The following is an 18,492-nucleotide window of genomic DNA, read 5'->3' on the forward strand; positions in this document are numbered from 1 at the left end:
TATATTCAACAGCATACACGTTTTGATAAAGAATATAAACTTATGATGTGGTCTTCTGCCAAAGGCCAAGGAATGTGTGAGATAGGCGATATAATACCAGATTATAAAGGTAAAGAATATTGGAAAGCTGAAACAGATAAAGAATTTGAAGATTTAATGATATTCTTTTCAAGAATCATTAAAGAGAAAGGTTTTGATGTTCTTGATGAAATGTTGGCTGAGCAACCGGATACATTTGAGACACCAGAACGAAAAAAATATTTTAAAGAACATAGGAAAGAACTGGTTGAAAAATATGATGCTATTTATCATATCCTTTCCATAGATTCTAAACAAGATCAGTTAAGGAAAATAGATGAAGTTTTATGGGATAATAGACAAGCTAACGATATCCCGGAAGAGCAAGAAAAAATATACGATTTATTGCTTGGAATGGCTGCTATAGTAACTGAAATTGCAATAGAAAAAGAAGGGGTTGAGATAGATTATGATGGGTGGCGAGTAGAAGTCAAATATCCCATTGCTGTATTAAATTTTTGGCCGATATTTGTAGTTGTACAGGCGTGGTTAAGATATCATCTAGAGGAAAAAAAAGATATATTGATTGTATGGTCTATGCTAAGGACAACTATTAGAGAATAGAATGAGTGTATCCTGGATTTTGCTATGAATAGAACAAAAAAAATCAAAGAAATAATAGGTAAAGTGCTTTCAGAAAAAGGATTTGAATATATACGTTGCGAAAGTGGAATAGTTTGGACTTTTGGCAGAAAAATCGGAGAAGTAGAACAGGAAGTATATATTCAACAGCATACACGTTTTGACAAAGAATACAAATTAATGTTTTGGACATCGGCTAAAGGTAACGGTATGAAAGAAATAGGAAATGTTCTTTCGGAATATGAGAAGAAGGAGTACTGGGAAGCAGAATCTGACGAAGAATTTCTTCAGATATTAGAATTTTTTGTATCCTTTATAAAAGAACATGGATTTGACTTACTAGAAGATATGCTTGAAGAAAAGCCCGATTCTTTTGAGACGCCAGAAAGAAAACAATATTTCAAAGAACATAGAAAAGAATTGGTCGAGAAGTATGACGGTATATATCATATTCTTGGGCAAGGTACACGAGAAGAACAGCTTAAGCATATAGATGAAGTATTATGGGAAAATCGCGAAGCGGAAGAAACGCCTGAAAAAGAGGCAGAGATACAGGAATTATGGCTTGGAATGGCTGCTGTTTTAACAGAAATTATTTTTTCTATAGAAGGAGCGAAGATTGATTATGACTCATGGAGAATAAAAATGAATATATCAAATACAGTACTGAGTGTTTGGCCTGTTTATGATGTTATACAAGCATGGATGCGTTATCATTTCGATAATGATAAATCTATTTTGCTGGTATGGGCTTCAGCAAGGTCGTTAGTACGGTAAAGGGCTCTGATTTAATGTATATAAATAAAACACGTAAAATCAAAGAAATAATAGGTAAAGTGCTTTCAGAAAAAGGGTTTGAATATATACGTTGCGAAAGTGGAATAGTTTGGACTTTTGGGAGAAAAGTTGGAGAAGTTGAACAGGAAGTATATATTCAACAGCATACACGTTTTGATAAAGAATATAAACTTATGATGTGGTCTTCTGCCAAAGGCCAAGGAATGTGTGAGATAGGCGATATAATACCAGATTATAAAGGTAAAGAATATTGGAAAGCTGAAACAGATAAAGAATTTGAAGATTTAATGATATTTTTTTCAAGAATCATTAAAGAGAAAGGTTTTGATGTTCTTGATGAAATGTTGGCTGAGCAACCGGATACATTTGAGACACCAGAACGAAAAAAATATTTTAAAGAACATAGGAAAGATTTAATTGAAAAATATGATGCTATATATCATATCCTTTCAATGGATTCCAAACAAGATCAGTTAAAGAAAATAGATGAAGTTTTATGGGATAATAGACAAGCTAACGATATCCCGGAAGAGCAAGAAAAAGTATATGATTTATTGCTTGGAATGGCTGCTATAGTAACTGAAATTGCAATAGAAAAAGAAGGGGTTGAGATAGATTATGATGGCTGGCGAGTAGAAGTCAAATATCCCATTTCTGTATTAAATTTTTGGCCGATATTTGTAGTTGTACAGGCGTGGTTGGATTATCATATTGATGGAGATAGAAATGCTTTAGGTGTTTGGTCTATGTTGAGGATGTCTATTCGAGAATAGATTAAGTGGTCGTTGGATTTTGCTATGAATAAAACACGTAAAATCAAAGAAATAATAGGGAAAGTTCTTGCGGAAAAAGGTTTTAAGTATATACGTTGTGAAAGAAGACTTATCTGGACTTTTGGAAGAAAAATTGAGGACGTTGAACAAGAAGTATACATTCAGCAGCAGGATTATTTGGAAGATGATTATAAATTGATGTTTTGGAGTTCTGCAAAAGGCAATGGAATGAAAGAGATAGGGGCGATACTTCCCGAGTATGAGAATAAGGAATACTGGCGGGCTGAAACAGATGCAGAGTTTATAGATGTTATGGAGTTCTTTGCAACATTTATTCGAAAGCATGGATTTGATCTTCTGGAGGATATGCTCACAGAAAAGCCAGATTCTTTTGAAACGCCCGAACGGAAGCAGTATTTTAAAGAGCATAGAAAAGAGTTGGCGGCGAAATATGATGCAATCTACCATATTATAGGTAACGGAACTCCTCTGGAGCAATTGAATCATATAGATGATGTCCTATATGAAAATCGTATAGCAGAAGAGACACCGGAGGAGATAGAAAGAATAAATGAATTGTGGCTCGGAATGGCTGCAATACTGGTGGAAATGGTTTTGGATTTTCAAGGGGATGCCAAAGTGGCATATGATACATACAGGGTGGAAATACAATTTAAAACAAGTGAGAGCGATATAATGCCAATATTTATAGTAGTGCAGGCATGGGGGGATTACCATTTTAATAATGACAGGACGCAAAATGTAGTTTGGGCTATGGCAAGATCAACGGTAACTTATAAATTGTAAATTGAGTTGAGCAAACATGACTGAAACTAGAAAAATGGAATCAAATAAAAATCGTGCTTACGAGCAGGAGTGCGCAAAGCTTGCTGCATTATGGAATCAGCATGAAATATGCCCTGAATGTGGAAATAATAATATATTGGTTATAGAAGATTATACGCGTTGTTTTTTTCTAAGCCTAAACTTGTTAGAAAATATAAATGCTTAGATTGTGGGTGTTTGTGGCTATAAAGTCAAGAGAAAAATAGATACCCCTTAGAAGGCTTACCAGGGATAGGATAATCAAGAGAAATGAAGAAAAATATAGTAATCATATTGTCATTAGTGATTGTTATTGTAATAGCTTTTTTTCTTGTATCATCTAACAAACCCAGAATACAACTTATAGAAAAAGAATCATATTTTGACACTTTTGAAGTTGTTAATGGGGAAACGCGGATAATGTGCGTATTATCTATAAAAAATAATACAGATGAAATGATTACACTCAGCGTCAATGCGATATTTGATCAGGATTATCAAAGTGGATTGGTTTCAGATAAAACTGTTGAAGGTGTCTGGGATGATACAGGTGTGGCGGAAATATCTTTAGCTCCTAAAGAAAAAGTATCATACAAAAAAATAATCTTTTCATCTCCAAACGCAGGATGTGATACCAAAACGGATAGAAACCTTCCGGAGATTCAATTGATTAAAAAGTGAATAATACAATAAATGTTTTTTTGGTACCTGTATCAATAAGCAGATGTTGGAGTTTAATGATAAAACCGAATTGCGAAGGATGATATGGCAATACAATATAAAAAGATAATCAAAGAGATAATTGGACCCGAGGCAAAAGAACATGGTTTTACGCTTGTTAAGAATGGACCTGCCGGTATGACAAAAAGAAATTTGGCTGTATATGAAAAGAGCATAGATGAATATGCTGCTATTATGCACGAAAAAGGCTATAAGGCGTTTTTAGAAGATGAAAATGAACCGCGTTTTCATTCTACTGAACATGGCTATTTATTAAAAAAATACAAAGAGTTATCAGCTGAGTATAGTAGAGCTCATAACATAGATCCTGATTTAACTTTAATTGATAAACTTAATTTGATTGTAAAAAAAGTTGTGGAATTACGAGGGGCTAATTTTGAGGATATAAAGGGAGAATTAATTAAAATAGCTGCTTTTTATACCACGTCACTTCTGGAATGTGAAGGAACAAGCATAGAAGAATATAGAGGCTATGATTTTTATGTGACTTTACGTGGAGAGATGGGCGCATTAAATGTTCTGTTTACGATTCTGGATTTATGGAAAAACGGAAAGAGCAATGTGTTTATATATAATAGTTGTGATCTTGCTTTGAGTGAAGATGAATTTGAAGCTTTAAATCTGAAATTGTGACAGTAAGTAGAGATACAACAACATAGTATTATTTGGGATGATTGGTAACTTATAAATTGTAAATTGAGTTGAGCAAACATGACTGAAACAAGAAAAATGGAATCAAATAAAAATCGTGCTTACGAACAGGAGTGTGCAAAGCTTGCGGCATTGTGGAATCAGCATGAAAAATGTCCTGAATGTGGAAATAATAATATATTGGTTATAGAAGATTATACGCGTTGCTTTTTTTCTAAGCCTAAACTTGTTAGAAAATATAAATGCTTAGATTGTGGGTGTTTGTGGCTCTAAAGTCAAGAGAAAAATTGATTCCTCTTAGAAGGATTACCAGGGATAGGATTATCAAAGCGGATTGGTACTTGTATCAATTAGCAGATGTTGGAGTTATGGAACAGAAGAAGTGTGACTATCAAAAGATCTTTATATATTTTATGCTCTTCGTTTTTGTTATTGCTATAGTAATCGGAACTATCGACAATTCTAAGTATGAACCTATCATATTTGGTGATTCGAGTTTTCTTTTGCCTAAAAGAATCACTGAAGGAATGAATAGAAGCGATGGCGAAGATTATGTTTTCATTCAAAATGATGATTATTTGGTTTTGGGAATAGGTCCTGATTGCGCGGACGTAGATGACGATATTCTGGAGCAGTTTAATAATTCATCCGAGGATATAGATAATGCCAATTCGATTCGAACCGGAATGGAATTAATGAAATTATTAAGAGATACTGATGGCGTTATAGTTGATACCGGCAGAACAGATAAACCAAGTTACCATAGCTTTTTTGTTCAGTTTAGATCGGATGGTTGGGAAGAGGTTATTTTGGCATATAGAGCCGATGACAAAAACCTGATCGAAATAATCATCGCTCCTGAAAACGATATTTCTGATAAAGAGATAATTAAAATGCTGGGTTGCATGAGATTTGATTAAAGCACTATTTGGAAATATACAAAAGGAAAGAGTGTGATGGAGATGGCTAAAAAATTCTCAATCGTTGTGGTGGCTGTATTTATTGTTTGTACAACTTTGTTTGCTTCGCATTATGTTAGGCAAAGTGCTTTGAAAAAAAATTTGTTAGCAGCTGATGAGTTTCTGGATATTTATAATTATTTATTGGATAAGGAGTTCTATACAGCTAAAATTGATGGCTCAACCCTTGTTCTGAGAGACCGAAACATGAATACATTAGCTGAGTATAATCTGCCCCACAAAATGAAATCAAAATTACTCTATATTGAAAATAGAGATACCAATATGATTTTTTGGACAGCAGGGTCTGATGATCTGGAAGGGATAATGTTCATGAAATCTGAATGGACGGATGAAGCGTGGGATGGATTGGAAAGAATCAATAGGCTAAATGGAAATGCCTATAAAGTGTATACGTTTAATTAGTGGATTGTGCTATTATTTGTTATATCTAGATTAATTTAGGGAGAATAGCATGAGAGCAGTTTTGACAAGGGTTTTATCGGCATCGGTTGATATAGACGGAAAGAGAGTGGCGGAGATCGATAACGGATTTCTGGTGCTTCTTGGAGTACATGTATCGGATACCGAGGAAAAGGCCAAGAAGATGGCGGATAAGATCTGCGGCCTTAGGATATTTGAAGATGAGAACGGCAAGATGAACATTAACCCGAAAGACGCCGGAGCGAAGCTCCTTATCGTAAGTCAGTTTACTTTATATGCGGACTGTTCATCCAGAAGGCCGGGATTTACTGAGGCTGCAAGACCTGAGCTCGCCGTACCTTTATATGAGCTTGTCGTAAAGGAGTGCAGAGACAGAGGCTTTGAAGTCGGAACGGGAGAATTCGGGGCGGATATGAAAGTGACATCCGTAAATGACGGACCCGTGACGATAGTTCTTGATATATGATCTCTTAATATAACAAAACAACAAAAAAGAATGTCTGATGACATTCTTTTTTAGATTGTTTTTTCTTTTTTCGTTTCTTCTTTTTCTTCGTTGATCTTCTCTATAAGTCTATCTATTTCAGCCTGTGAAAGTCTAACGTAATCATTATTTACTTCTGCCATGTCAAAAAACCTCCTTCTACATGACCCCCTTCACGATAGTTATATCATATTTCGACAAGAATTTATATAAATTTTATAAAATCCATAAAAAGTTCATAATTTAAATTTAGTGTGAAATATGTTTGAATAATGTGCACCCTATGTTGCAAAACAAAATAAAAGATATTATCATTCGATTTAGACAAGAAAGTATTGTACATTCAGGAGGAAAGATCATGAAGAAGAGAGTTATCGCTGCTATTATGGCTATGACAATGGCATTTGGTCTTGCAGCTTGCGGCGCATCCAAGGAGAGCGCACAGAATACAACGGCAACGCAGGAGGGAGCTGATACAGCAGCCGATGCGGATGCCAAAGAGGAGATCAAAACAGTTACACCGGGTAAGCTTACAGTAGCTACATCACCCGATTTTGCACCATATGAGTTCTATGCTATAGGAGAGGACGGAACACCCGAGCTTGCGGGCTTTGATATAGCGCTTGCGGGCTACATCGCTGATTATCTCGGGCTTGAGCTTGAAATAGTGCCCGTAGATTTCGACGGAGTGCTTATGGAGGTTCAGACCAAGTCTGTTGATATCGGAATTTCCGGACTTTCACCCGATCCCAAGCGTGAAGCTATCATGGATTTCTCAGAGCTTTACTATGTTGGCGGTCAGTCATTTGTGACATCCGTGGACAAAAAGGATAAATTCAAGAATCTTGACGATACCAATAGTTCAAATTTGGAGATCGGAGCTCAGACAGGATCGATTCAGGTTGATCTTGCCAAGACATACAGCTCTTCGGCAGATATCATTCAGCTTTCCAAGGTTACGGATATTGTTGCCGAGATCATTGCCGGAAAGCTTGACGGAGCTTATATCGAAACTCCCGTTGCAGAGAGCTACGCCAAGAATTATCCTGAACTTTATATCGCACTTGACGTTCCTTACGAGGGTGCTGAAGGAGCTGCCGTTGGCGTAAGCAAAGGAAATGAAGCACTTCTTAAGGGTGTCAACGAGGCTATTTCCAAAGCTCTTGCGGACGGAACAATGGATGAGTTTGTCGCAACTGCCAACGAGAAGGCTTCAGGCGAGATCCACGAGGGACTTCTTGATAATTGATTATTTGTTTGGAGACATATCTTATGGATAGTTTTGTTCAGTTAGAGAATTTCGGAAGGCTTGCGCCTTATTCTCAGCTTTTTATTCAGGGCATCATTGTTACAGTGATGCTCTCTGTTTTTACCGTGGCAATAGGTTTTGTTCTTGCTATTATTCTTTCGGCAATGAGAATGTCTGATTGTTATCCTTTGGCATTTCTCGGTCTTGATAAGGAAGGACATCAAAGGGAGAAGGGATTCGGAGTCACTCTCAGTAAGTTCAATCCGTTGTCTTTGATCGCGACCGCGTATGTTGAGATACTCAGGTCAACACCTGTTATCGTGCAGGTTGCGATAATCTATTACGGTGTATTCGGCGCGCTTATCGAGCTTCCGAGCTTTACATTCTTTGGGTTCATCAAATTTGAGAGATTTTTCCCGGGCGTAGTCGCTCTCGGAATGAATTCCGGCGCTTATCTTTGCGAGATCATGAGATCCGGTATTCAGTCTATTGACTCCGGTCAATCCGAGGCCGCAAGAAGCCTTGGTATGAACTGGGTTCAGAACATGAGATACATCATACTACCTCAGGCTATCAAGAATATCTTGCCTGCGATCGCCAATGAGTTTGTTGTTATCATAAAAGAGTCTGCGATCACTTATACGATAGGTGTTCAGGATATTATGTCTGCCGTTAACGCGGTCAGAGGCGCTACTTTTATTATTATCGAACCGCTGCTTGTTGCCACGGCGATATATTTCTGCCTCTGCTTCCCTGCAAGTAAACTTATAGCACACTTTGAAAGGAGGATGAGCCGTGGAGACAAGAGATAAGATCATTCAGGTAACAGACCTTGAAAAGCACTACAATTTCGGCGCTATCAAGGCACTTGATAAAGTGACCGTAGATATCGACAAGGGCGATGTTATGGTTGTTATAGGTCCTTCGGGTAGCGGTAAGTCCACTTTCCTTAGATCGCTTAATCTTCTTGAGGAGCCTACAGGCGGTGCCATTATATTCGACGGCGTTGACATTACCAAGAAAAAATACAAAGACGAAAACGGCAAATGGGTCAAGATAAACATGGATCTTCACAGGCAGAAGATGGGAATGGTATTCCAGCATTTCAATCTTTTCCCTCATAAGACTATTATGGAAAACATGATCATTGCGCCCGTTAAGGTCAAAAAAGTACCCGAAGAGGAAGCCAAAAAGAAGGCTCTCGAACTTTTAAAAAGAGTCGGACTTGAGGACAGAGCTGACGCATATCCCATACAGCTTTCCGGCGGACAGAAGCAGCGTATTGCTATTGTCAGAGCTCTTATGATGGAGCCTGAGGTTATGCTGTTTGACGAGCCTACATCAGCCCTCGATCCCGAGATGGTAGGAGAAGTTCTTGATGTTATGAAGCAGCTCGCCGACGAAGGAATGACCATGGTTGTCGTAACTCATGAGATGGGATTTGCAAGAGAGGTCGGCAACAGAGTTCTTTTCATGGCCGATGGTAAGCTTCTTGAGCAGGGCACTCCTGAAGATATATTTGAAAAACCGCAGCATCCAAGACTTCAAGAATTTTTAAGTAAGGTGTTGTGATCTGGTTATGATAGAAATTACTTTTCCACAGATGGTTGCTTTTATAACGGTCCTATGGATATTCATTAGAGGAGCCGTTGCGTATAGGAGTGAGCAGTTTACTTTGAATTCCATCTTGTTGATGGGAAGATTGAGCCTCTTAGGATCGGTCCCCACCAGGATCCGGATGAACTTATAAGCTTTAAACCTTACTTTTTCCTGGTGGACAGATATGATGGCAAGAAAGAGATCCGTGATATCAACATGGAATTTAGAGCGCACTACGAATCAGGGATAGATGGTCCCGAGAAGAGTGACTGCGGATATAAGATGATATGAGGAGATTATTATGACTAGGCGTGAAACCGCAATGGCAAATTTTTTAAAGGGATACAACTGCTCGCAGTCCATTATACTTGCGTTTGAAGATCTGTTACCTATAGATAGCACAACACTTTCCAGGATGGCTTCATCTTTCGGAGGCGGAATGGGAAGACTGCGTGAGGTCTGCGGTTCTGTCAGCGGAATGTTTATGATAGTTGGACTGTTATATGGATATGACGGACCTGAGACAGGACAGGTGAAGGCTGATCACTACGCAAGGATACAGGAACTTGCCCACAGATTTGAGGAGACTCATGGATCCATAGTCTGCCGTGAGATGCTGGGGCTTGATGTAAAGCACGACGTTCCTACTCCCGAGGCTCGCACCAAGGAATATTACAAGAAGCGCCCGTGTGCCGAGATAATCGGAGACGCCGCAGAGCTTCTTGAGCAGTATATAAAAGAGAATCCTATTAACTAAAGAGATTAATATAATGAACAAGATTAATACAATAATTTTCGACATGGACGGTACAGTGCTCAACACACTTACCGATCTTACGGTTTCTATGAACCATGTGATGAACAGGTTCGGTTTCCCTACACATACGGAAGACGAGTACAGGAAAGCTTTCGGAAACGGAATCCGAAATGCTCTGTGCGAGACTGTTCCGGAGGGCACTCCTTCCGAAACGATCGATGAGATGCTTCCGATATTTAAAGAACATTATAATGCGCACTGCCTTGATAAGACGGGTCCCTATGACGGGATCCGTCTTGTGATGAAAGAACTCAAAAAGCGCGGATACAAGATGGCGATTGTTTCTAATAAGATAGATTCGGCGGTAAAAGAGCTGAATAAAAAGTTCTTTTCCGATGCTATAGATGTTGCTATCGGCGAAAAGGACGGCATAAACAGAAAACCTGCGCCGGATATGGTGCTTGAAGCACTTAAGGAGCTTAATAGTACGCAGGAAGAAGCTGTTTATATAGGAGATTCCGAGGTTGACTTTGAGACAGCCAAGAACTCGGAACTCCCTTGTATATCTGTGCTTTGGGGCTTTAGAGACGAGGATTTCTTAAGGACCCTCGGTGCTGATATTTTCGTAAAAGAGCCCATGCAATTATTGGATGCTATTGAAAAACTATTCTAAGATGCAATAGGACTTCACAGATCAGTGCAGTGATATGTTATACACTAACGCAGGAGGAATTGTTTTGTCAACGCAAACCAAGATATATCGCCACTTTCAAGGCAATTGAAATTGACCCAAAAATACGATATATTATAATGATCTCTCAGAGAAAGAAAAGGTTTTGATTGAGACGAGAAAAGCTTGGAAGAGGAAAGAGGTAAGAGATAATGGAAGAATTATTAGGATTAGTTGATTATGTATTAGATACGTTTGGGGTTATATATACAACTCTTTGGATGTTTTGGTCTGCTATTTTTATTTCATTTATTGGCGTATATGTATCGGTCAAGAAATTCAAGAATGCATGTACTTATGCTAAAGCAGAGATAGTGGGATATGGCGGAGGAGAGTATACCAATGAACGAATAATTATGTACGTGAAAATATTGGGAACCACAGAAGATATCGAGGGACAGACAAATATACCTTTGGATGAGAATAAGTATCCGGTTGGGTCGGTAATTGATGTAGCTTATGTAAAAAAATCTTCGGATTGGTATATCATAAAACTCCCAGATGCGATGGGGGATGTAACAGTAAAAATATTTTTTATCGTACAGCTTTTGCTGCTTTTAACTATTGCATTTTTATATATTTATTCTACATTCATCAACCCGGGTTTTAAGATTCCATAAAAATAGAGACAAATTAGATATTGGTGTTAACACAAACTCCGATATATTGCCGTCTCAGAGGCAATTGACATTGACCTGAAAAATGCGATATATTATAATAACTTGTGTATTATTATGCCCAAAAATAAGGGAGGGTACCTACTTATGGTATGCAGTATGACTGGGTTTGGCAGGAGTGAAGTCACAGAGGGTCAGCGCAAGTATATTGTTGAGCTTAAATCTGTAAACAATCGATACCTTGATATCAATATCAAGATGCCCAAGAAATTCAATGCATTTGAGTCTGCAATTCGTTCCGAATTAAAAGGATATATGAAACGAGGCAAGGTTGATGTATTCATCAGCTATGAGGATTTCTCGGAATCAGATTCCAGAGTTAAATATAACAAGGCGATCGCAGAAGAATATGTTACTTATTTAAAAGAGATGGCTTCCGATTTCGGACTTGATCAGGATATAAAGATATCTTTTTTGTCCAGATTTCCTGAAGTATTTACTATGGAAGAGGAAGAACTTGATGAGGAAGAGGTCTGGGCAGGACTTAAGAAGGCTCTTAATGAGGCCGGACAGAAGTTCCTTGATTCCAGGATAAAAGAAGGCGAGTTCCTTTGTAACGATCTTACTTCCAAGCTTGACGGTATGCGCGAGAATGTTGAATATATCTCAGAGCGTTCACCCGAGATCATCAAGGAATATAAGTGCAAGCTCAGAGAGAAGATCAAGGATCTTCTTGAAGACAAGCAGATCGATGAGAACAGACTAGCTATGGAAGTTACGATCTTTGCGGACAAGGTTTGTGTCGATGAAGAGATCACAAGGCTTCGCAGTCATATCGGTGCAACCAAGGATACTCTTTTAAGCGGAGATGACAAGGATGGAATAGGAAGAAAGCTTGATTTCCTTGCACAGGAGATGAACAGAGAAGCCAATACGATTCTTTCCAAGTCTACAGATCTTAAGATCTCTGACAGAGGAATCGCACTTAAGACCGATATAGAAAAGGTAAGGGAGCAGATTCAGAACATTGAGTAAACTCATCCATGTAGGCTTTGGCAACATCGTCAACGCCGATAAGATTATCAGTATAGTCAGTCCTGATGCGGCCCCTGTAAAAAGGATGGTCCAGAAGGCCAAGGAAGACGGGACAAGTGTTGATGCAACACAGGGCCGTAAGACCAAGGCTGTTATAGTCATGGAAAACGGTATGCTTGTTTTGTCGGCTCTTTTGCCGGAAACAATAAGCGGCAGGACACAGGTGGAGAGTGAGAGTATTGCAGATGAATCGTAAAGGTATTATAATCGTTGTCTCGGGTTTTTCGGGAGCAGGTAAGGGAACTATCATGAAGGCGCTTACAGCCAAATATGATCAGTATGCATTATCCGTTTCGGCAACTACAAGATCACCCAGAGAAGGCGAAGTTAACGGTAGAGAGTATTTCTTCATTACCAATGAAGAGTTTGAGAAGCTTATTGAGGAAGACGGACTTATAGAGCATGCCAAGTATGTAAATCATTACTACGGCACTCCCAGGAAGTATGTTGAAGATAAACTTTCACAGGGAATAGACGTCATTCTTGAGATAGAGATACAGGGTGCACTTCAGATAAAGAAGCAGTATCCGGATGCGGTTTTACTTTTTGTAATGCCACCTTCGGCAACGGAGCTTGAAAAGAGACTTCGCGGCAGAGGAACAGAGACAGAGGATGTTATCAGACAGCGACTTAACAGAGCTGTTGAAGAGTCTGTCGGCATCGAGAACTATGATTATATAGTCATCAATGATAAGCTTGAGGACAGTGTGGAAAATGTACATCAGATCATAAGCTCCGCACATTTAAGTCCCGGCAGGAATCTTGATTTTATAGAAACAATAAGAACGCAGCTAAAGCAATTATAATGGCGGCTGCCATTTGCGGCAGAACCGCAGGAAAGGAATTAAGTTATGATACATCCTTCATATGTAGATCTTATGAAAGTAGTTAACAAGGGCGTTGAGGAAGGTGAAGAACCTGTTATCAGCTCAAGATATTCTGTAGTAATGGCTACTGCAAAGAGAGCAAGACAGATCATTGCTGGTGATGAGCCTATGGTAAGAGTTAAGGACAAGCAGAAGCCCCTTTCAATCGCTGTAGATGAGATGAACGAGGATACACTCAGAATTCTTACCGATGAGGAGAAGGCAGCACTTGCCAATGCTTCAGAGGTTGCAGAAGTAGCAGAGGAAACAGAGAATACTGAAGAAAACTGATATGAAGATAATATTTGTGTCGCTGGGATGCGACAAAAACAGAGTCGATACCGAGGTTATGCTTGGGATGCTTCGAAGCAGAGGCTATGACTTTACGGACGATGAGAATGAAGCAGAAGCAGCAGTTGTTAACACCTGCTGCTTTATCAATGATGCAAAACAGGAGAGTATTGACACAATCCTGGAATTTGCCGATATGCGAAAGAGTGGTAAGCTCAAGGCGCTTGTTGTCACAGGTTGTCTTGCACAGAGGTACAAAGAGGAGATCCAGAAGGAGATTCCGGAAGTTGATGAGATCCTCGGAGTTACCGCTACCGATAAGATCATCGATGCTATTGATGAAACTCTTTCAAGAAACAAGTTATTTTCTCACAAGAACTATTTCTATGATATCAACAAGAAACCCGTCGGAGGCAAGGACAGAGTAATTACGACGGGAGGTCTTTTTAACTATCTGAAGATAGCGGAAGGCTGTGATAAGCGGTGTACCTACTGTATTATACCCAAGGTCAGAGGAGGATACAGAAGTGTTCCGATGGAGCAGCTCCTTGAAGATGCTAAGAAGCTTGCAGCGGCCGGGATTACCGAGCTTTTGGTGGTCGCGCAGGAGACAACGTTGTACGGAGTCGATCTTTACGGAGAGAAGAAGCTGCCTGAGCTATTACATAAGCTTTGTAAGATAGAAGGATTTAAGTGGATAAGGATTCTTTATTGTTATCCCGAGGAGATAAACGAAGAGCTTATCCGGACGATCAAGAGCGAACCCAAGATATGTCATTATCTTGATATTCCAATACAATCAGGTTCCGATAAGATACTTAAGAAGATGGGAAGGCGTACCAATAATGCTCAGATAAGGGGACTGGTCAAAAGACTTCGAGAAGAGATCCCCGATATCTGTATAAGGACTACTCTTATAAGTGGGTTCCCGGGTGAGACGGCGCAGGATCACAACGAGACAATGGCACTTGTAAGAGATCTGAGGTTTGACAGACTTGGTGTGTTTACGTATTCACAGGAGGAGGATACGCCGGCGGCCACAATGCCGGATCAAGTTACGGAGAGGGTTAAGAACACCAGAAGAAACAAGCTTATGCGTCTTCAGCAGGAAATTGCTTTTGAGGAAGCGGAGAATATGGTCGGAAAGACACTTGATGCGGTAGTTGAGGGACGCATCGGTGACATTGAGGATGACGGCACATATTCTTATGTTGCAAGGACGTACAAGGATGCACCCGATATTGATGGGTATCTTTTTGTTACCGGAGTAAAAAGAGATCTTATGACCGGCGATTTTATAAAGGTTCGTATCACCGGTTCCAATGAATATGATCTGATAGGGGAGGAAATAAAATGAATTTACCTAATAAATTAACTGTAGCAAGAGTTGTTTTAATTCCGTTTTTTGTGTTCTTTCTTTTGAGTGATCCGTACAATGATATTTTTAGATGGGCTGCACTTGCAACCTTTATCATTGCGTCACTTACGGATTTAGTGGATGGCAAGATAGCAAGAAAATATGATCTGGTTACGGATTTTGGCAAGTTTATGGATCCGCTTGCCGACAAGCTTTTGGTTTGCTCAGCAATGATAGGACTTGTCGAGCTTGCAAGGATTCCTGCCGCTGTTGTTATTGTTATTATTGCAAGAGAGTTTATTATCAGTGGTTTCAGACTTATTGCAGCGGATAACGGAAGAGTTATCGCAGCAAGTTATTGGGGCAAGTTTAAGACCACTTTCCAGATGATCATGGTTATTCTTATGATCGCAAACATTGGTGGGCCTGTAATGCCTACAGTTACCAAGGTTATCATGTGGATAGCTCTTGCGCTCACAATTGTTTCACTGATTGATTATCTGGTGAAGAATAAGGATGTTATGAATGGAAGTAAGTAAGAATAAAGAAGAAGTAAGGGTCAGATACGACGAATCCGGCCTTGATGAAAGAATTATCCGCGCTGTCAGTGAGATGGGATTTGAATATATGTCTCCCATCCAGAATGCGGCGATTCCCGTAATGATGGAGGGCAAGGACATTATCGGTCAGGCTCAGACGGGAACCGGAAAGACAGCAGCTTTCGGTATACCTCTTTTGGAGAAGGTAGACCCTGAGAATAAGCATTTACAGGCAGTTGTTCTGTGTCCTACGAGAGAACTTGCGATGCAGGCTGCCGACGATATCAGAGATTTTGCGAAATATATGCACGGTATCAAAGTTCTCGCCGTATACGGAGGACAGGATATCTCAAGACAGATAAGAGCTCTTTCGGCAGGTGTTCAGATTGTTGTGGGAACTCCGGGAAGAGTTATGGATCACATGCGCAGACATACCATGAAGATGAAGAGCGTAAGAGTTCTTGTACTTGATGAGGCGGATGAGATGCTTGATATGGGCTTTAGAGAGGATATTGAGACTATCCTTGATGGAATGCCGGAAGAGAGACAGACTGCTCTTTTCTCAGCTACCATGCCCGAACCCATTCTTCAGATAACAAGAAAGTATCAGAAGGATGCAGAGTACATTAAGATGACACCCAAGGAGATCACTGTTGCTGCCATTGAGCAGGCATATTACAGAGTTCCTCAGAAGATGAAAGAGGAAGTTCTTGTAAGACTCCTTGACTATTATAATCCGGGAAGAACGCTTATTTTCTGTAACACCAAGAAAATGGTTGATCAGCTTGCAGAGAGTCTTAAAGGAAAAGGCTATCTCGCAGACGGACTTCACGGAGATCTTTCTCAGAATCAGAGAGACACCGTTATGAATCTTTTCAGAAAAGGAAAGATCAATATTCTTATCGCCACTGATGTTGCGGCAAGAGGAATTGATGTAAGCGGTGTTGAGGCTGTATTTAATTTCGATATTCCCGAGGATATTGAATATTACGTTCACAGGATCGGAAGAACGGGACGTGCCGGAAAGAGCGGAAGATCGTTCACTCTTGTCGGCGGACGCGAGATGTACAAGCTTCGTGAGATTGAGAAGGTATGCCATACTCGTATCGAAGAAAGACGCGTTCCTTCGGCAAAAGAGATCACAAGGGCGAAATCTCAGAAGGTTTTTGCCGAGGTTATCGATATTATTGAATCTACGGATATTTCTTCTGTACTTGAGTTTGTAAACCAGAAGATTGAAGAGGGCGAATACACTGCAGAGCAGCTTGCTGCAGGCTTTATGAAGCTTAAGATGGGAGCAGATCTTGAAGATCTTGTTCTTTTTGAAAAGAGAAGTGACAGAAGAGACGGATACGGAAGAAGAGGCAGAGGCGATTCACGCGGCTCGTATTCAAGATCCCGTGACGGTAAGTCTTCTGACAGAAGGCGTAGCTACAAGGGCGAGCGTAAGTTTGACGACAGAAAGCCCGGAGACAGAAGATCAGGCGGTAAGAGAAACGATGAGAGATCACGTGACGGAAGAAAGTCTGATGACAGAAGAAAAGCTGAGGATAGAAAGCGTAAACTCAGGAAACAGGCTTCCGAAGGTTTTGAAAATGTCGGAAGGATAAACATAAAGGGCGAAGGTTCTACCAAGGCGTGGTATCTTGATTCAAACGACAACAAGCGCTCCAACAAGAAGAGCGAAGATACCAATACAATGAACGTATCCAAATCAGACAAGAAGAAAATAAAGTCTGAAAACAAGAAGAGAAGCATCGACTATCTTCAGGATGTAAACGATCTTGTAATGGAGAGCTTCGGTAAACGCAAGAAAGATAAATAATCAAACAATTGAATACAGGAGGGGTAATGAGTAAAAGCGAGAACATTAAGAGCAGAAGAATAAGAGCTAAGCTTTTTAATATGGTCAGCGTGGGCGTTGTTGATGAGCCCATAAACAGACTGTATGATGTGATCAGCATTATTGCGCTGTTTTTGAATCTTTTCTCGGCGTTTGCCATTACTTTTAATTATATGGAGCGGAACTATGGGTCGCTCCTTCTTGCTATAGAGGCAGTCACAACGTTTTTCTTTGCTATAGACTATGTGCTTAGATTATTTACGGCGCCGGAGCTTTATCCCAAGGAATCCGAGAGATATGCCCCTGTTAAATACGCGGCATCGTTTACCGGGGTTATCGATCTGATATCATTCCTGCCGTATTACATGCCGTTTTTCTTCCCAAGAGGAACTGCGGTGTTTAAGCTCTTTAGAGTGGCAAGGATACTAAGACTTTTTAGGATCAATTCCTATTACGATCAGCTCAATGTTATCACTGAAGTTATCAGCCGCAAAAAGCAACAGCTCATGGCATCGGTATTTATAATACTGATACTTATGATGTCAGCGAGTCTTTGTATGTACAGTGTGGAACATGAGACGCAGCCCGAAGTATTTCAAAATGCTTTTTCGGGAATCTGGTGGTCCGCGTCGACTCTTTTGACTATAGGCTACGGTGACATTTATCCAAGGACCGTTGCCGGTAAGATACTTGGAATAGTTATAGCTTTCCTAGGCGTCGGAATGGTCGCTATCCCAACGGGTATCATTTCCGCAGGCTTCGTCGAGCAGTATCAGAGACTTAAGGCGATCGGTGAATATACTGAAGAAGAGAATATTCACTTTATCAGAGTAAGACTCGGCGCCGCTGATAAATGGTGCGATAAGAAGATAAATGAGATCGGGCTTCCGAAAGATATGATGGTAGTTGCGCTCCAAAGAGGTAATGACACCATAATACCAAGGGGCGAGACGGTCGTTAAGAAGAACGATCTGGTTGTAATGTGTGCTGAGAAGACCAAGGATCTTCAGCCTATCGATCTTAAAGAAATCGTTATAAATGAAGGCCATTCCTGGAACGGAACGGCGATAAGAGATATAGATATTTCAAGACAGAGCTTTATCTTCATGATAAGAAGAAATGGAAAAGCACTTATTCCCAAGGGAAGTCTGTCTCTTAAGGCGGGCGATACCGTGCTGATCTACGGTAAGCATGTCCAAAATGAAAATGTTTAG

23 protein-coding genes are annotated in these 18,492 nt (G+C 39.9%); all 23 read left to right on the forward strand.

Annotated elements, in window-relative coordinates:
• The coding region (locus tag D6853_RS15255; protein WP_158588645.1) for a hypothetical protein at window positions 1-642 on the forward strand (642 nt) is incomplete at its 5' end.
• Window positions 643-666: 24 nt separating this feature from the next.
• Entirely contained in the window at window positions 667-1,437 is a 771-nt protein-coding gene (locus tag D6853_RS02860) for a hypothetical protein (RefSeq protein WP_120656299.1), read from the forward strand.
• A 14-nt stretch (window positions 1,438-1,451) separates the two neighbouring features.
• Window positions 1,452-2,231: a hypothetical protein gene (locus D6853_RS02865; RefSeq protein WP_120656300.1), complete on the forward strand. Its 780-nt coding sequence runs from the start codon at window positions 1,452-1,454 to the stop codon at window positions 2,229-2,231.
• A 24-nt stretch (window positions 2,232-2,255) separates the two neighbouring features.
• Window positions 2,256-3,038 (forward strand): hypothetical protein, encoded by a 783-nt coding sequence (locus D6853_RS02870; RefSeq protein WP_147367693.1) that lies wholly within the window; start codon window positions 2,256-2,258, stop codon window positions 3,036-3,038.
• Window positions 3,039-3,326: 288 nt separating this feature from the next.
• Window positions 3,327-3,737 carry a hypothetical protein gene (locus tag D6853_RS02875; protein ID WP_120656302.1) on the forward strand — a complete coding sequence of 137 codons (411 nt, stop codon included), beginning with the start codon at window positions 3,327-3,329 and terminating at the stop codon, window positions 3,735-3,737.
• Between the two features lie 84 nt (window positions 3,738-3,821).
• Window positions 3,822-4,430: a hypothetical protein gene (locus D6853_RS02880; protein ID WP_120656303.1), complete on the forward strand. Its 609-nt coding sequence runs from the start codon at window positions 3,822-3,824 to the stop codon at window positions 4,428-4,430.
• A 386-nt stretch (window positions 4,431-4,816) separates the two neighbouring features.
• On the forward strand, window positions 4,817-5,368 hold the full coding sequence (locus D6853_RS02885; RefSeq protein ID WP_147367694.1) for a hypothetical protein: 552 nt from the start codon (window positions 4,817-4,819) through the stop codon (window positions 5,366-5,368).
• Between the two features lie 36 nt (window positions 5,369-5,404).
• Entirely contained in the window at window positions 5,405-5,833 is a 429-nt protein-coding gene (locus tag D6853_RS02890; RefSeq protein ID WP_120656305.1) for a hypothetical protein, read from the forward strand.
• Between the two features lie 49 nt (window positions 5,834-5,882).
• On the forward strand, window positions 5,883-6,317 hold the full coding sequence (gene dtd / locus D6853_RS02895; protein WP_120656306.1) for a D-aminoacyl-tRNA deacylase: 435 nt from the start codon (window positions 5,883-5,885) through the stop codon (window positions 6,315-6,317).
• Window positions 6,318-6,693: 376 nt separating this feature from the next.
• Entirely contained in the window at window positions 6,694-7,584 is an 891-nt protein-coding gene (locus D6853_RS02900; protein WP_243108278.1) for a transporter substrate-binding domain-containing protein, read from the forward strand.
• Window positions 7,585-7,607: 23 nt separating this feature from the next.
• Window positions 7,608-8,396: an amino acid ABC transporter permease gene (locus tag D6853_RS02905; RefSeq protein ID WP_120656307.1), complete on the forward strand. Its 789-nt coding sequence runs from the start codon at window positions 7,608-7,610 to the stop codon at window positions 8,394-8,396.
• Window positions 8,380-9,156, forward strand: a complete 777-nt coding sequence (locus D6853_RS02910; protein ID WP_120656308.1) for an amino acid ABC transporter ATP-binding protein — start codon at window positions 8,380-8,382, stop codon at window positions 9,154-9,156. The genes D6853_RS02905 and D6853_RS02910 overlap by 17 nt, the downstream gene beginning before the upstream one ends.
• Before the next feature lie 328 nt (window positions 9,157-9,484).
• A complete protein-coding gene (locus D6853_RS02920; protein ID WP_120656309.1) occupies window positions 9,485-9,940 on the forward strand; it encodes a C-GCAxxG-C-C family protein in 456 nt (151 codons plus the stop codon).
• 13 nt (window positions 9,941-9,953) lie between these two features.
• Window positions 9,954-10,613, forward strand: a complete 660-nt coding sequence (locus tag D6853_RS02925) for an HAD family hydrolase (RefSeq protein WP_120656310.1) — start codon at window positions 9,954-9,956, stop codon at window positions 10,611-10,613.
• A gap of 209 nt (window positions 10,614-10,822) precedes the next feature.
• Window positions 10,823-11,290 carry a hypothetical protein gene (locus D6853_RS02930; protein ID WP_120656311.1) on the forward strand — a complete coding sequence of 156 codons (468 nt, stop codon included), beginning with the start codon at window positions 10,823-10,825 and terminating at the stop codon, window positions 11,288-11,290.
• A gap of 144 nt (window positions 11,291-11,434) precedes the next feature.
• Window positions 11,435-12,322 carry a YicC/YloC family endoribonuclease gene (locus tag D6853_RS02935; RefSeq protein ID WP_120656312.1) on the forward strand — a complete coding sequence of 296 codons (888 nt, stop codon included), beginning with the start codon at window positions 11,435-11,437 and terminating at the stop codon, window positions 12,320-12,322.
• Window positions 12,315-12,578 carry a DUF370 domain-containing protein gene (locus D6853_RS02940; protein WP_120656313.1) on the forward strand — a complete coding sequence of 88 codons (264 nt, stop codon included), beginning with the start codon at window positions 12,315-12,317 and terminating at the stop codon, window positions 12,576-12,578. Before D6853_RS02935 ends, D6853_RS02940 begins: the two co-directional genes overlap by 8 nt.
• The gene (gene gmk, locus D6853_RS02945; RefSeq protein ID WP_120656314.1) at window positions 12,568-13,188 is read left to right on the forward strand and encodes a guanylate kinase; all 621 of its coding nucleotides are present in this window, start codon (window positions 12,568-12,570) and stop codon (window positions 13,186-13,188) included. The genes D6853_RS02940 and gmk overlap by 11 nt, the downstream gene beginning before the upstream one ends.
• Window positions 13,189-13,233: 45 nt before the next feature.
• Complete coding sequence (gene rpoZ, locus D6853_RS02950; RefSeq protein ID WP_120656315.1) at window positions 13,234-13,539, forward strand: DNA-directed RNA polymerase subunit omega; 306 nt, start codon at window positions 13,234-13,236, stop codon at window positions 13,537-13,539.
• A 1-nt stretch (window position 13,540) separates the two neighbouring features.
• Window positions 13,541-14,896 carry a 30S ribosomal protein S12 methylthiotransferase RimO gene (gene rimO / locus D6853_RS02955; protein ID WP_120656316.1) on the forward strand — a complete coding sequence of 452 codons (1,356 nt, stop codon included), beginning with the start codon at window positions 13,541-13,543 and terminating at the stop codon, window positions 14,894-14,896.
• Complete coding sequence (pgsA, locus tag D6853_RS02960; RefSeq protein WP_120656317.1) at window positions 14,893-15,435, forward strand: CDP-diacylglycerol--glycerol-3-phosphate 3-phosphatidyltransferase; 543 nt, start codon at window positions 14,893-14,895, stop codon at window positions 15,433-15,435. The genes rimO and pgsA overlap by 4 nt, the downstream gene beginning before the upstream one ends.
• A complete protein-coding gene (locus D6853_RS02965; RefSeq protein ID WP_120656318.1) occupies window positions 15,422-17,260 on the forward strand; it encodes a DEAD/DEAH box helicase in 1,839 nt (612 codons plus the stop codon). Before pgsA ends, D6853_RS02965 begins: the two co-directional genes overlap by 14 nt.
• 26 nt (window positions 17,261-17,286) lie before the next feature.
• Window positions 17,287-18,492, forward strand: coding sequence for an ion transporter (locus D6853_RS02970; RefSeq protein WP_120656319.1), 1,206 nt, complete (start codon window positions 17,287-17,289; stop codon window positions 18,490-18,492).

It is taken from the genome of Butyrivibrio sp. X503, assembly GCF_003625475.1.
Classification (GTDB): domain Bacteria; phylum Bacillota; class Clostridia; order Lachnospirales; family Lachnospiraceae; genus Butyrivibrio.

Coding starts and splice junctions, on each gene's coding strand:
- rimO (WP_120656316.1), top strand. CDS start 13,541: ATGAAGATAATATTTGTGTCGCTGGGATGCGACAAAAACAGAGTCGAT.
- D6853_RS02925 (WP_120656310.1), top strand. CDS start 9,954: ATGAACAAGATTAATACAATAATTTTCGACATGGACGGTACAGTGCTC.
- pgsA (WP_120656317.1), top strand. CDS start 14,893: ATGAATTTACCTAATAAATTAACTGTAGCAAGAGTTGTTTTAATTCCG.
- D6853_RS02920 (WP_120656309.1), top strand. CDS start 9,485: ATGACTAGGCGTGAAACCGCAATGGCAAATTTTTTAAAGGGATACAAC.
- D6853_RS02970 (WP_120656319.1), top strand. CDS start 17,287: ATGAGTAAAAGCGAGAACATTAAGAGCAGAAGAATAAGAGCTAAGCTT.
- D6853_RS02930 (WP_120656311.1), top strand. CDS start 10,823: ATGGAAGAATTATTAGGATTAGTTGATTATGTATTAGATACGTTTGGG.
- D6853_RS02865 (WP_120656300.1), top strand. CDS start 1,452: ATGTATATAAATAAAACACGTAAAATCAAAGAAATAATAGGTAAAGTG.
- D6853_RS02900 (WP_243108278.1), top strand. CDS start 6,694: ATGAAGAAGAGAGTTATCGCTGCTATTATGGCTATGACAATGGCATTT.
- D6853_RS02880 (WP_120656303.1), top strand. CDS start 3,822: ATGGCAATACAATATAAAAAGATAATCAAAGAGATAATTGGACCCGAG.
- dtd (WP_120656306.1), top strand. CDS start 5,883: ATGAGAGCAGTTTTGACAAGGGTTTTATCGGCATCGGTTGATATAGAC.
- D6853_RS02890 (WP_120656305.1), top strand. CDS start 5,405: ATGGAGATGGCTAAAAAATTCTCAATCGTTGTGGTGGCTGTATTTATT.
- D6853_RS02905 (WP_120656307.1), top strand. CDS start 7,608: ATGGATAGTTTTGTTCAGTTAGAGAATTTCGGAAGGCTTGCGCCTTAT.
- D6853_RS02875 (WP_120656302.1), top strand. CDS start 3,327: ATGAAGAAAAATATAGTAATCATATTGTCATTAGTGATTGTTATTGTA.
- gmk (WP_120656314.1), top strand. CDS start 12,568: ATGAATCGTAAAGGTATTATAATCGTTGTCTCGGGTTTTTCGGGAGCA.
- D6853_RS02965 (WP_120656318.1), top strand. CDS start 15,422: ATGGAAGTAAGTAAGAATAAAGAAGAAGTAAGGGTCAGATACGACGAA.
- D6853_RS02935 (WP_120656312.1), top strand. CDS start 11,435: ATGGTATGCAGTATGACTGGGTTTGGCAGGAGTGAAGTCACAGAGGGT.
- D6853_RS02885 (WP_147367694.1), top strand. CDS start 4,817: ATGGAACAGAAGAAGTGTGACTATCAAAAGATCTTTATATATTTTATG.
- D6853_RS02860 (WP_120656299.1), top strand. CDS start 667: ATGAATAGAACAAAAAAAATCAAAGAAATAATAGGTAAAGTGCTTTCA.
- D6853_RS02870 (WP_147367693.1), top strand. CDS start 2,256: ATGAATAAAACACGTAAAATCAAAGAAATAATAGGGAAAGTTCTTGCG.
- rpoZ (WP_120656315.1), top strand. CDS start 13,234: ATGATACATCCTTCATATGTAGATCTTATGAAAGTAGTTAACAAGGGC.